Below are 14,188 nucleotides of genomic sequence, written 5' to 3'. Positions count from 1 at the left end.
TCACCGCCGCCCTGGCTCCAGGCCGCCAAAGATCGCACACCTGCCGTGGCCAGCGGAGCAGCATGCCACGGCACGTCACAGCTAGCACCACACCGAACACCGCAAGAAGGCCCTGTGCGGCCTCGCACTGAGCGTGCTGTACGCCAGCCTGAGCAGGGTTCGTCCTCCTGCGCTTGTGTCGTGCGCGGCTGATGCGATGATTAGGCCCCCGCCGAAGGAGCCGATTTGCCCGAGAGTCGCCACAAGTACCTGTACGAGCGCCTTGGAGACCACGACTTCCAGCTGCTGGTCAACGCCCTGTTGACCGCCCGCTTCGAGAACTTCGTGCCGCTCCCGTTGCGTCAGCCCGACGGCGGCCGAGACGGTCTGGTGACTGAAGTGTCAGAAGGGGTTGCACCCGCGAGAAAGCTTGTCTACCAGGTGAAATGGTCGGTCGACGGCACGCATAAGGACGCCGTCGGTTGGCTGGACGCGGTAGTGGTCAAGGAAGCAGAAAACCTTCGTCGTCTCGCTTCCGAAGGGGTGCGAAGGTACGCACTGGTGACGAACGTGCCCAGCACCGGAAGAGCGGGACAGGGCACATTCGACCGACTGAACGCGAAACTCGATATCCACGCGCACAACTTCGGGTTTGAGCAGATGACCTGCCTCTGGCGCGAGGCGATTGACGGTATGGTCGACGGCGCCCCTACTGAGATCAAGTGGCAATACGCCGACATGCTCGCAGGCTGGGACCTCATCCGATATCTCATCAGCGAGGAGGCCATAGCGCGCAAAGACCACGGTCTGCGAGCGCTCGTGCGTAAGGTTGCGGCGACTCAATGGGATGACGACGAACGCGTCAAGTTCAGCCAAGTAGACATCGATCGCGAAAAGGTTGCGGACCTATTCATCGACGTCAACGCAGACCGTCTGTATCCTGCGGGCCAGAGACGCGCGGGTGAACCGATTCTCGAACCCTTGGGAGGTGCCGCCGCCCATCTGCTCCAACCTGCCATCACGTGCGTGCTTGTACGCGGCGCCCCCGGTCAGGGCAAGTCTACCCTGTCCCAGTACGTTTCACAGGTGCACCGCTCGGCGTTCATACCGTCGCAGCAACGACCGACGGACCTGCCGTCGGTCGACTATCCGTTGTTTCCGTTGCGATTCGACCTCAGCGACTACGCCCGATGGCTATCGGGCACCGACGTGTGGGACAAAGACTCCGAGACGGCGAAGAAGTCCGTAAGGCGTCCGGCGTCACAGTCGACGATCGAGTGTTTCCTCGCGGAACTGATGACGCACGCCAGCGGCGGGATACCGGTCACCGCAGGGGACGCCCAGGATATCTTCGAGCGCGTGCCGAGCATCGTTGTACTCGACGGCCTCGACGAGGTCGGACGACCGAAGACACGCCAGAAAGTCGTCGAGGCGATCAACCAGTTCTGCCGTCGAGGAAAAGCCTACCCGATCGCTCCCCGAGTCGTGGTCACGACCAGGCCCAGCACCAACGAACTCCCGGAGCCGTCGTCGGACCTCTTCGACGTGCTCGTGCTGAACCCACTCGATTCCGCACAGCGTGACGAGTACCTGCGAAAGTGGTGCACCGTCCGGGGGATCCACGGAAACGAAGGCCGTGCGCTGCGGAGCAATTTCAGGACAAAAAGCAAAGAGCCATACATCGGCGAACTCGCCGGCAATCCGATGCAGTTGACGATTCTGCTCGACCTGCTCCACAAGCACGGCGAGGCTACGCCGACTCAGCGCACGGAACTCTACGATTCCTACGTGGAACTGCTGCTGGCCCGTGAGGCGAACAAGCACCCGGAGTCGGTCAGGAAGCACCAGAAGGAACTGCGGGAAATCGTCCCCTTCCTTGGCTGGTACCTACAGGCCCACAGCGAAGAGTTCAGCCTGAATGCGCGCATGTCGGTCGTCGACCTGAAGGCTGCCATCCGGCATTTCCAACGTGCCTACGGCAAACCGGAAACGATCGTTGACGAATTGTTTGAGGCGACTAGCGATCGACTGTGGACTCTGACGAGCAAGAACGAAGGAACCTTCGAATTTGAGGTGCTCTCGCTTCGCGAGTACTTCGCCGCCCGCTTCCTGTACCGATACGCCGGAGAGGACATCAAAGGCTTTGATCGGAACACCGTCTTCCGTGAACTGCTGCACCGCCCCTACTGGCTGAACACCGCACGTTTCTACGGCGGCAATGCCGAGGGCAGCGACATCTACGTCCTGGCTGCCGGTATCCGTGACGAGGCTGCCATCAGCGCCACCCCGCCATTCCTTGTGGCGGCGTGGACACTGTTGACCGACGGTGCGTTTGCAACCCGTCCCCGTCAGGCACGCGAAGTGCTGGACAGTCTGTGCGCCGACCGGAACGTCGGCATTCTCCTGGACGCTCTGAGCCGAAGGGAAATCAGCTCGTTGCCGGAGCTTCCGCAACTCGGGGAGGCCGACGGGGCGGATCCAACCTGGACCCGGCTGACAGGGCAGCTCGCAGCGGATCCCGCCGACCCCGCGAATCCCCGCCGTATAAGGGTGCTTCGGGAACTGCTCAACCAACGGTCCCTGTTCACCACGTGGTGGGCCGAACAGGTACAAGCCGCCACCGGCAAATCGGTCGAGGACGCGTGGTTGCGGATGGCGGCCGTCTGCGAGGGTGCAGCTGGCGCCACACTCGATCTCGACGGCCTCGATGTGTCCCGTCCGCTGGTTGCCCAACGTGCGCTCGACACCGGCCTCGTACCGACGTCCGAGGGAAGGTTCGAAGCCGATCTCATTGACGCAGTACTCGACGGCCTCTGCCCGGACGTCACCTCCATACGCTCTCTACCCGCACAGATCGCGGTCGCGTTCGGCACCCAAGGGCTGCTCACCACCTCGGCGACCGGGTTCACAGAAGCCAACGCCGCTACCCAGCGCCGTAGGAAAGAAGCTGTCACCCGTCTGCGCAAATCGGGCTCGCCGTTCGCCGCCGTCGCCGCACTGCGTCGCTTCAAAGCAGGCGAGAAGGGCAGCACATTCCCGTGGTCGAACATCGCTTCGGCGCTGTTCGACCACACCGGCCACCGCTGGTTGCCCTCCCTCATCGCCATCATCGGCGCAGCGTCGCCCTACCGACTCGCCTTCACCCGACGTCCAGCGACCACAGCGTTCGGCCCCGACGCACACCCGGCCACCCTGCTCGCCGAGAGCCGCACCAACGCCACAAACTTGCAGTGGTGGCGCGACCAACTCAAGTATGTCGAAACCCTCGTCGACCCCACCGGCGAACCGACCGCGCATGGCGAGCTTGCCCGTGCCGAATGGGCGCTCGCTCTGTGGTGCATCGCGCCGGAAGCGGTGATCTCGACGCTGTTCGAGGACTGGCGGGCGGTGTTCACCCGACTGTCCGAAATCCGACGCTACGGAGTGGCGCATGCCGCTCGAAGCATCGGCGCCCACGGATGGCTCCAACCGCTCACCACTATCGCCAAACCCAGCCACGATGTCGTCGGTGCCCTTCTCGACACACGCCAGCCACACCGCCAGCCCCGCCCCTCGAAGGACACGTCCACGCGGAAAAACGAGGCGACACCACAGGCACTCCTCACCGTGGCCCGCACGAACAACTGGTTCAAAGTGGACACCATCGGCAGTTACCGGTGACCACTTCGCCACCAGTTGCAGGTTGTGATGTCGTGGGCTAGTACTCCAGCCGCACTTGGTGATCATGTTGCTCTAGGCTGTCGATCTTGTGATCGTAGACGAGGATTTATCGGCCTGGACCGCGGGTCTGGACGAGTTGTTCGGGCGGGTGGCGGGTCGGTTTCACCGGGTGGAGCCAAGGCGTCGTGGTCGGGCGTATGTGCGGGGGTTGTTGGCGCCGATCGCGGGCAAGAACGGCTGGACGCTCGCAGAGGTCGCCGGTGAGACGACACCGGACGGAATGCAGCGGCTGCTCAACGCCGCGACCTGGGATGTCGACGGTGTGCGGGACGACCTGCGTGCCTACGTGGTGGAGCGGCTCGGCGACCGCGACGGTGTGCTGGTGGTGGACGAGACCGGTTTCCTGAAGAAGGGCGACAAGTCCGCCGGGGTGCAGCGGCAGTACTCCGGAACCGCAGGCCGGGTCGAGAACTGCCAACTGGGTGTGTTCCTCGCCTACGCCTCCGGCGGAGGTCGGACGTTGATAGATCGCGAGTTGTACCTGCCCAAGTCCTGGACGGGCGACCGTGCCCGGTGCCGTGAGGCGGCGGTGCCCGACTCGATTTCCTTCGCCACCAAGGCGGTTCTGGCGCTTCGGATGCTGGAGCGGGCGTTCGCGGCCGGTGTGCCGGCGCGATGGGTGACCGCGGACGAGGCATACGGCCAGGACGGCAAGTTCCGCGCCTGGCTCGAGGACCGTCGGACGGGCTACGTCGTCGCGGTGCCGCGCAGTCAGACCGTGCCCACCGTGAACGGCACCGCCCGCGCCGACACCCTCGCGCGCAACGCCCCACCCGAGGCGTGGAAACGACGTTCGGCCGGTGACGGCGCCAAAGGCGCGCGCCTGTACGACTGGGCCGCGGCGACCCTGCCGCCCGATCCCGGGCAGTACAGCGACGTGTCACGGTGGCTGCTCATCCGCCGCAGCATCACCGATCCGGACGAGTTGGCGTTCTACCTGTGCTTCGGGCCTACCGGCACACCCGACGACGAGCTCGTCCGCGTGGCCGGAAGCCGTTGGGCGGTCGAGGAATGCTTCCAGACCGCCAAGACCGAGGTCGGCCTGGACCACTACCAGGTCCGCCGCTACGACGCCTGGTACCGCCACGTCACCCCCGCGATGCTCGCCCACGCCTACCTCGCCGTCACCGCGGCAAACATCGTGGCACAACAGGAGAGGACGGCCTCATACCCCTCACCTTGGGCGAGGTCCGACGTCTCCTGGCACACCTGATCACCCAGACGTTCAGCAAAGATCGACTCTACCGGTGGTCCCACTGGCGCCGCCGACACCAGTACCGTGCTAGAAACAGTCACTACCAGCGGAAACGCACATAGTCACCAAGTGCGGCTGGAGTACTAGTACTGCAACGGCACTTGTGTGAGTGGGTAGCCGCGCCGTTTGTAGTGGCTGAGGCGGGCTTGGTGCTGGCGTCGTCGACGCCAGCACGACCAGGACCAGACGTGCTCGGCGCTGGTGGCGGGTCGCAGGACCAGGTTGACCAGCAGACGCCGGACCTCGGGTAACGTGAAGCCGATCATGCCGGTGCGGCTGGCTCCGGTTCCCCTTTTTCCGCAAGGGATCGTGTGACCGCGAGCCAGGCGTGGGCGAGCATCGACAAGGTTGGCCACAACAGGTGAAGCGACACCTACTGTGCCTGCGCCGCTCCTACCGACAGCCTGCCGCCCTCCTGCGGAGTGTCGCGCGGATCAGCCGAACGAACCGCTTGAACAACCGACCGGTCCATTTTCGCGTGGCCACCCCCAGCCCGGCGATGATGCTGCACACGACGACTCTCGTAGTGAGCTGAACTTGTGAGGGTGGCCGAAGCGGGTACGGCCCGGCTGCCGTAGCCGAGCAGGCGCAGGCGCGCGCCGTCGCGGACGTGGCCGTCAAGATCACGTGAGCCCTTGGCGGTGCGAAGTGGATCAGCGTGGATCGAAAACCGGTGCACCCGATGACCGTGTCGGCGGCGGCCAGGACGTCGCGCTCGATCAGGTGGGCGGTGAGCAGTCCGAAACGTTGCCGAGGCACTGAACGATGATGGGTAGATGAGCAGAGCGCCCTTCTTCCCTGAACAGGTCGGCCGGTTGTGCCGGGTCCGTGGTGGGTCGGATGGCGACACCCCCTTCGATCTCGATGCGGCGGGGTTTCTCGACATCTCCGTTCAGTGGTGGCCCACCGCGGGCGAGGTGCTACCTGGCGGGTTGCTCACGCCGGAGGATGCCTCTGGTGGCGGGGCGCTGGTGTTGCTGGGTGAGCCTGGTGTGGGCAAGAGTTCAGCGTTCCGCCGACTCGTCAACGGGCTGGTCGACATCACCGACCAAGTCGACGGCGACGACTCCCACGCGGTGCAGTGGGTGGACGGCGGCGATCTTGTGGACGCCACCTTCGACGAACTGATCGGCACCCACCTCAAACAACTGGCCGGACGTGGACAGCCAACCCCCGAGCGGAACCACCCGTGGTTGACCCTGGTCATCGACCAGCTCGACGAAAGCCCTATGCGGGAGCGGTTGCCCGGCAAGCTGGGCCGTGCCCTGGACGGCCTACCTCGGGGCGCGGTCCGGCTACTGATCGCGTGCCGCACTGCGGACTATCCGCCAGCCCTGACCGACGTGCTCAACCGCTGTGTGGACAACCACATCGTCGCGGACCTGGCACCGCTCACACGAGCGCAGGCGGTCCAGCTGGCCGGCATCGTGCACGACGACGGACAAGCGCTGGTGGAAGCCGCCATCGCTGTTGGGGCGGGCGCGCTGGCCAGCGTTCCGCTCACGCTGGAGCTGCTGGTGAGGATCCACAACGACGAAGGCCGATTGGTCGGAGGCCCGTCGGTCTTGTTCGCCCGGGGCACGCGGCTGTTGGCCGATGAACCCGACCGCTCCCGCAACTCCGTGGAGTTCAGCGCAGACCAGCGCTTGGCCGCCGCCGGACGTATCGCAGCCCGGCTGTTGCTCTCCGGTCGCCGCAGCATTTGGATGGGTCGCGGGCTGGACGCCCGGCAAGAGACCGATCTGGACGCAGGCAGTCTCGCCGGTGATCAGGAGCGGACGACCAGCGGCGGGTTCGACGTCAGCCAGGCCGCGGTCAAGGAGACGCTGGGCACGGCGTTGTTCACCGCGCACGGGCAGGACCGTCTGGGGTTCCGTCACTCGTCGTTGGGCGCCTACCTCGCCGCCCGCTACGTCCACGACCGGAAGCTGCCCCGACAGCAGTTGGTTAACCTGTTCCTCGTCGATGCACCGGATCGCGATACAGCCAGCATCCCCGTGCCGTTGCGTGAGGCTGCGGCGTGGCTGGTCGCCCTCGACCCGGCCAACACCGAATGGCTGGCCGCCGCTGACGCGGAGAGCCTGGTGGCACACAGCGTCATCGTCGACTCCGAGCCGATCCGGGCCCTGGTCGTCGACCGCCTGCTCGCCCACGCGGGCGAGGTGGAGCTTAGCGAAACCGGCTGGATGCCCGGACGCTGGCAAGTCGCCCACCCAGGTCTGGCCGAGCAGCTCAGACCAACGCTCGAATCAGCTGCGGATACGCCCTCCTTGGAGTGGTCCGAGCGGGCGCGTGTCCGCCTGGCCGTGCGGTTGGCGCGGGACGCCGCCGTCGCCGAGCTGGCCGAGCCGTTGCTGGCCATCGCCGAGCATGACGGTTGGGGCATCGATGAGCGCCGCCACGCCGCCCTCACGGCGATGGAAGCCGCACCCGACACCGCCGCGCCTCGCCTGCACGCCCTGCTGCACAGCCTTCACCCGCCCGTCGATGCCACGTCGTCCATTGAGACGGAGGAACTGGAGGGGACGCTCCTTCGGTTGCTGTGGCCTGACCATCTGTCGCTGCACGAGATGCTGAGGCACGTGCACCCGCCGCAGCGCTCGTGGTACGGCGAGTACCAGTTGTTCCTGTCGGAGATGCCCAACGACGTACGTCCGGAAGACTTCGACGCTCTGCTGCGGTGGGCTTGCGTGCGCGTCGGTCAGGAGGCCCCCGAGTCTCCCGTCGGACCGGTCATGTCCATCGATCACGACGACAGCGACACGATGCTGCTTTTGGACGACGAGCCGATTGGCCAACTCCCGTCGAAGCTGTTGCCCTCTATCGTCAACCGGGTACTCGGTTCACCCGACGCGCGTGAACACCTCGACCTGATCGCCGAGCTGTTGTGGTCCCAGCTACGCGAGTACGAGCGTCCCCCGATTCCGGGACCGCTTGACCTGGTCGACGCCGATGGTGTCGAGCCGGAAGCTGTCACGGCCTTGCGTCGAGACCTGGCGAGCCGCCTGGTGCAGCAGGCTGTCGCCGACGATGGCGGAGGGCGCAGAGCCGACGTGTGGGTCATCGGCCATGGTTGGGAGTCCGCTCGAAGGGTGGTTGGCCAGTACCCACCGCCGGACGGGCTGCGCGAAGCCGAACGCGCCGCACTGCTGGACAGCGCCGACTTCGCCTGGGCACTCGACCGAGCCGACCAAGCACACAAGTCAGGACACGACGCCTTGGCCGCGGCGATGGGACGACTGGCCTCCTACCTGTTCGACGGCTTCAACCTGGACATCTTCACCCTTGCCTACAGTCACCAGGACAACCCCGTCTGGGAGCACATCCGCTGGGTCTACGACGGCGTGCCACGCGAAAGCGACCTCGCCGACGCCATGCGCAGCGCTGTTCGCCACGGCCAACCCAGGCAGTGGGACAAGTCGCAGGAGTTCATCGACGCACAGCGTGATCGGCTACGCCTGGCCCTGGGCAAGGATCCCAACGCGTTCTGGGCACTGGCCTGGAACCTCCAGTTCGACCCCTTCACCGGGCAGCAGGTCTACCCGAAGTCCGACGACTTGAGGACATTCGCCGGGATCAGCGTCCTGGGCGACGACGCCGAAACCAAGCTTGCCACTGCGGCCCTGTCCTACCTGGACCACGGACACGACCACCGGGACGGCTGGCTCGGTCAGGGAAAGATCCACTATCCGGCATGGGCAGGCTGCCTGGCAATCACCCTGCTGCACCACACCGGCCAGCTCGATCGCATCACCGACGCCCACTGGGAAGCATGGGCGGGCGCACTGCTGAGTCCCTACACCTCCGCCGACAGCGGAGAGGGCCGCGACCGCAGGAAACGCTTGCTTCGCATGGCCGCCCAGCGCGTTCACGCCTTGGTCGCTACCCTCCTGCAAAACCTCGTGCACAACGATCTCGCACGCGGCGAGCGCTCCCTTGAACTCGGGCTGTTCGACACGGACCACTCGTCGCACATCGCCGACACCATGATCACACTGATCGGCCAGATCGCCTCCGCGCTCGACACAACGCCAGCAGAGACGACATTGCCCGACATCAACCTCGACAAGACGCCAGAAACACGAGCCACCGCGATCGGCATCTGGGCAGAACTCTTGGCGACGCTGGTAGCGGCGGAGGAGCCAAGGGCGATCACTATCGCCGCTGCCACCCTCACCCACGTCGGCGTAGGCACAGCCCAACGCAGCCTCGCGGTGCAAGCAGGCTGCATCCTGCTACGTCACGACCCAGGCCGGTTCTGGAGCCCTACTGTCACCGCGGCCCGCACGGACGAAGACTTCGGACGCGAACTTGCGCTGGCCTGCGCCTCCAGACACATCCGGGAAGTCATCCTCGGTCGTCTCGACGAGCAACAACTCGCCGACAACTACCGCTGGCTCACCACCCTGTTCCCGCCCGCCACCGACACCGAACGCCACGAACCGGGCCGGATCACACCCCGCGACGAGATCCGCTCCTGGCGCATGGAGTGCGTGCGCACTCTCGGCCAGCGAGCCACAAGAGCCTCCGTCGACCAACTACGCCACCTCACCCAGGAACACCCCGACGACCTCGAAGTCACCAGCGCCCTCATCAATGCCCGACGCCGCGTCCAAGCCACGCGATGGACCGACAACACCTCTGTCGACAACATCACCGAGATACTCAACGACCCCAGTCGCAGACTGATCCGCTCCAACACCGAACTGGCCAAGCTCCTGCTCGACACCCTCGCCGACATCGCCCAGGAACTACCAGACCACAGCGAACTGCTGTGGAATCACACCCCAACCCGTGCACGCAAGAATCGCGGCGTCACGCCAGAAACCTGGGCACCCAAGTTCGAAGCCGCCCTGTCCGCCTACCTCGCCCACGAACTCAGGACCCGACTTCACGGACGTGGGATAGTCATCAATCGCGAAGTTCTGATCCACCCGCGCAACGCCTACGGCGCTGGCGACCGCACCGACATCCTGGTGCAAACGACAGCGCCCTCAGGCGGGCACCAGGCAGGCGGACAATTCACTGTTGTCGTCGAAGTCAAACCGACCTGGAACACCGATCTCGCAACGTCACAGGAGACGCAACTCGTCCGCCGTTATCTACCGGAGGCGAACACTGACGCAGGGATTTACCTCGTCGGCCAGTACTCGCTGGACCAGTGGGCCGCCCAGGATTATCGAAAAGCTGACGCGAGAAGAACCCCGTCGAACATCATGGAGATGTTGCAGGAGCAGTCGCAACGACTCAACGATGAGCTGAGCGTTCATGCGACACCTTTTCTTCTCGAGATCACGCGTCCGCAAGCAGTTGAAGCGTCCAACCATTCATCACGGCCGTCGACTTCGGTAGCCGCACCCACCGCCGAGAACGAGAAACGTTAAGCGGGCCCATGCGAAGTGACCGCTTCCGGCCCAAGTGATTTGCAGGCACCAGCCTGACCAAGGTCACCAGGAGCGACCGGTTAGAGGCTCGCATGTTTCGCTGAGCGAAAGCCGGAGTGGGAAATTTCCCACAAACCTCGAGGAATGAGCTGCCAAAAACCTTCACCCGTTACGAAGGGCGCGGTGACGTGCGGCGATGCCATGCTATAGAGCGGCTGTCCGGGGCGGCAAGGATTTCATTGCCCGCGCGAATATTCCGCCGTTCCGGTCGCCGGATCGGATGGGGCGGATGACCGGACGGCTACTGCGCCGAATGCACTGACGGCTGCGCCTGGGGGGTGGGGTGGGCTTCTCATCAACACATCGCCATTTCCCCGCAACGGGCACCGTCGCCCACGTCAGGTCCTCAGCCGACCAGTTCCGCCAGCAGCGTGCGCACCCGGCGGTCGATGTCGTCCCGGATGCTCCGTACGGTGTCGAAGTCATGCCCGGCGGGATCGGTCAGTTCCCAGTTGAGGTAGTGCTTGCCGGGGTAGACCGGGCAGGCGTCGCCGCAGCCCATCGTGACCACCGCGTCCGCGACGAGCAGGGCGTAGTCGGTCAGCGGCTTGGGGACCTCGTCGGCGATGTCCAGGCCCAGTTCGGCCATCACCGCCACGACCGTCGGGTTGACCCGGTCCGCCGGGGCCGAGTCCGCCGAGTGGGCGACGACCCGTTCGGCGGCGTGGTGGTGCAGCAGGGCGGCGGCGATCTGCGAGCGGCCCGCGTTGCGGACGCAGGCGAACAGCACGTCCGGCACACCCCGGGCACGCAGTTCCCGGCGGTCGGCGACGGCGGTGAGGACCGTCCGGGTCGCCCGGGTGGCCAGCACCAGCAGGTGCGTGCGGTCCTCGGCGGTACGGGCCAGCTGCACGTAGGCGTCCTCCAGCACTGTGCGGATGGTCTCGGCGGAGAAGCTCGTGCCCAGGTGGCGTGCCAGGTCGCGGCGGCCCGGTCGAACGGTGTCGTGCGGTCAGGCATCGGACTCCCCGGAAAGGCGCTCCCGAGGCAACGTCTTGCGCCGGTGGTCCCGACCGGTCGAAGCACTGTCCTGATTGCGTGCGGAGGAAGCGCCGCCGGTAGATCGTTGCGACAGTCCGTAGTGGAGACTCGAAACACTGGTGGTGGACTCGAAAGCCCTGCTAACCTCTTCGCCGTGGTGTCCCGAAAGGGGCTACAGCACCCGTTTGGGAGTTCAAGAAACCCTCTCGGACACGAGCACTATTCACATTGCCCACTGGCTTGATCACGACATCAGCCACGTGGGCTTTGTCTTTGTAGAGAACTTGCAGGTCAAGCCCCTGGTAGACCCTCAACAGGCTCTCCGTCTCGGCTTCTCTCAGTGCCGCTCCGACGTCCCCAAGCGAGTCGATCATGGCGTGCACTTCGGCGGCTGTCAGGTGGTCCGGCGGGCGAGTCCCGTCAAGCTCCGCCTTGGCGGCAGCCCTCACCGCTTGAGCTTCGTTCATCGGCTCTACCAGCGCCAACGGATCAATTCCGGCTTTGATAGCTGCCTGGAACCGGGCCAGTTCCTTCTCTGCCTTCGCCAGTCGCTTCCGCGCTGCATCGTGGTTCGTGGGGGTCACAGTCCCCTGTGAGTCGACCAAGGCGGACACCGTCCGGTCGACGTTCCTCGGCGCGAACAACTCGCCGAGCCACTTGTTCACCGCGTCCACCAGAACGTCTTCACGAAGGTAGATCGTCGGTGGGTGGATGCCCAACGCCGGCGACCCGTTCGGCAAAGTCCTTGCAGGGCACCGGTAGTACATCCCGCGCGCCCGTGGGCTTGCTTCCATCTTGCGTTCGCAGACCGTGCACCGCAGCCGTCCCCGGAACAGGTAGGTCTGTTTCGTGGCCCGCTCGGAACGCTCCGTCTTGCGCGCGGTCCGGAGTCCGCCAGCGTACTTGGACTTGCGGAGCAACTGGGCTTGCGTGAACTCCTCGACGCTGACGATCTCCGGGTGCGCGGGCCTGCGCGACCGCACCACGCGATCGGCGCTGGCACGCCGGAACCGGATCACGTTCCCCGCTGCCACATCGTCAGGGTCCAGCAACATCTCCTGTCGCATCCACCGCCCGAAGAACGCGTCTCGGGTTCGGGGGCCGAGTTCCGGCGCTAGCCTTACGAGGGTGGGCGATGCGTGGCGTGAATTCCGCCGGGAGACGTTCGGCGACTCGTGCCCGGTGTGGCACGACAACAGCGACAGCGGCGCGCTGATCGCCGAGCACGAGCGGAAGCCTGAGCGAGTGGAGCGGATGGTGCGTGCCGGTGTCGGCGATCACGATCACGTCGCGGTCGAGTCGCTGGGCGCGCTGGCCCGCCTTGGCCGCGCACCGTCGGACACGAGCGCGTTGCTGAGGTCCGCCCTTCCCTCGGCTCACGGCGTGTTCAGGGTGCGCACCGCTCAGGTGCTGTGCGAGCTGACCGGTTCCGACGAGTACGTGTCCGAGGTGGCTGCGGTGCTCGAAGGCTTCGGGCACCGGGACGAACGGGTCGACGCGGCCGTGGCGCTCCGGGCGCTGCCGATCACCCCGCGCTCGGTGGCCGCGTTGCACCGCGGGATGTTCGACCGGGAGTCCCTCGTGCGCCACCACAGTGGGAACGGCCTGCTCGGGTTGGCCGGCCGGCGGTCCGACATCGCCGTTCACGGCGGGTTCGCGCGGGTCACCGGCGAGGACGCGGCGGCGTGGCGGGCCGTGGCCGGCGAGTTGCTCGGCGCGTTTTCCACGCGGACCGCCGGCGTCTACGGCGACCGGGCGGGCTTCGCCGTCGAGTTGGGTCCGGCCGACTACGCCGCGCCCCATCACCGGGCCGCGCGGCTGTACCTGGCAGGCAACCGGCTGCCCGGTGCGGACCGTCCGCACGTGCAAGCGCTGCGCAACATCGGCGTGTACACCACCTATCCCGACAGGGTGCCCGACTACCCGAACCTGCGCGCGACGCTGGAGCACCTGGGCTTCGCCGATCTTCCCGAGTCGGTCACGCTCGACGAGGACGTGACCGTGGCCACGTTGGCCGCCGTGACCACGGCGCTCGACTTCGACAGTGACGTTTCCCGTTGGTGCGCAACGGAAATCCTGATCGGAGACCGGTCACGCCTCGCGCTGGAGATCGGACCGGGGGACCCGGACGGGGCACAACTGCGCACCTGCACGCTATGGCTGGACGGTGCCATCGCCACGCCGTTCGACAACACGGCGTACGTGCCGCAGTTCGCACATTCGCTGCGGGTCGACGCCGCCCGCTACCGAGCAGGACACTCGCCGGACTTCGCGCACTGGGGTCCGACCACAGATGACCTGGCGGCAGAGTTGCATCCGGACGGCACGCTCCGGTACCGGCTGCGCTCACGGATCGACGGCGTCGGCGACCGCGAAGGGGCCGTGCGGTTGCACATCGACGAGATCGTCGCCGTCCTGGAAGAGGCCGCCGAGGTGCTGACCACCGGAACGTGAGCCACGCTCGTTCAAGCCCGTAGCGTCGAACTCGCCCACGACCAGACCAATATCCCACTGATCAGACCAATCTCCGAAGCGTGCACCTGCTCATCCAACTCGGCATGGATACCAACCGGCCGACGTGTGCCCACAGGTGACGCGGTGTGCGAGAGTCGGCGTCGTGGCTCCATCCTGCGTGTTGAACCGCCAGGCCTTCGCGCTCGTTGATCAAGGTATGTGGTGACGCAGCTGCCGCGGCTGCGGTTGTGTTGCTGCTGACGAGGTTCTGGTCACTTGATTCGTGTTCAGGCGGCGGACGAGAAGGAGAGCAAGGAGGGAGATTTCGTTGTACCGCAACGAACATGATCTTCCT

Annotated in this window: 6 protein-coding genes; 4 read left to right on the top strand and 2 right to left on the bottom strand. The window is 65.8% G+C overall.

Features of this window, described 5'->3' with window-relative positions; all coding sequences use genetic code 11:
* The first annotated feature begins 225 nt into the window (after positions 1–225).
* From AC0HI0_RS18605 to AC0HI0_RS18595, 3 genes are all read left to right on the top strand, one after another.
* On the top strand, positions 226–3,639 hold the full coding sequence (locus AC0HI0_RS18605) for an NACHT domain-containing protein (protein ID WP_480933631.1): 3,414 nt from the start codon (positions 226–228) through the stop codon (positions 3,637–3,639).
* 91 nt (positions 3,640–3,730) lie between these two features.
* On the top strand, positions 3,731–4,912 hold the full coding sequence (locus AC0HI0_RS18600) for an IS701 family transposase (RefSeq protein ID WP_480934331.1): 1,182 nt from the start codon (positions 3,731–3,733) through the stop codon (positions 4,910–4,912).
* Between the two features lie 818 nt (positions 4,913–5,730).
* Positions 5,731–10,338, top strand: a complete 4,608-nt coding sequence (locus tag AC0HI0_RS18595) for an NACHT domain-containing protein (protein ID WP_480933630.1) — start codon at positions 5,731–5,733, stop codon at positions 10,336–10,338.
* A 406-nt stretch (positions 10,339–10,744) separates the two neighbouring features.
* On the opposite strand, the gene AC0HI0_RS18590 is transcribed toward AC0HI0_RS18595, so the two are convergent.
* Positions 10,745–11,317: an arsenate reductase/protein-tyrosine-phosphatase family protein gene (locus AC0HI0_RS18590; protein WP_480934330.1), complete on the bottom strand. Its 573-nt coding sequence runs from the start codon at positions 11,315–11,317 to the stop codon at positions 10,745–10,747.
* Between the two features lie 202 nt (positions 11,318–11,519).
* On the bottom strand, positions 11,520–12,446 hold the full coding sequence (locus AC0HI0_RS18585) for a recombinase zinc ribbon domain-containing protein (protein ID WP_480933629.1): 927 nt from the start codon (positions 12,444–12,446) through the stop codon (positions 11,520–11,522).
* A gap of 61 nt (positions 12,447–12,507) precedes the next feature.
* On the opposite strand from AC0HI0_RS18585, the gene AC0HI0_RS18580 reads away from it, so the two are divergent.
* Complete coding sequence (locus AC0HI0_RS18580) at positions 12,508–13,833, top strand: hypothetical protein (RefSeq protein ID WP_480933628.1); 1,326 nt, start codon at positions 12,508–12,510, stop codon at positions 13,831–13,833.
* Positions 13,834–14,188: the final 355 nt, after the last annotated feature.

The sequence above is a fragment of the Saccharothrix sp. NBAS 001 genome (genome assembly GCF_056640475.1).
Note: the sequence above shows the minus strand (reverse complement) of the source record. Positions and strands in the feature narration are given on the sequence as shown.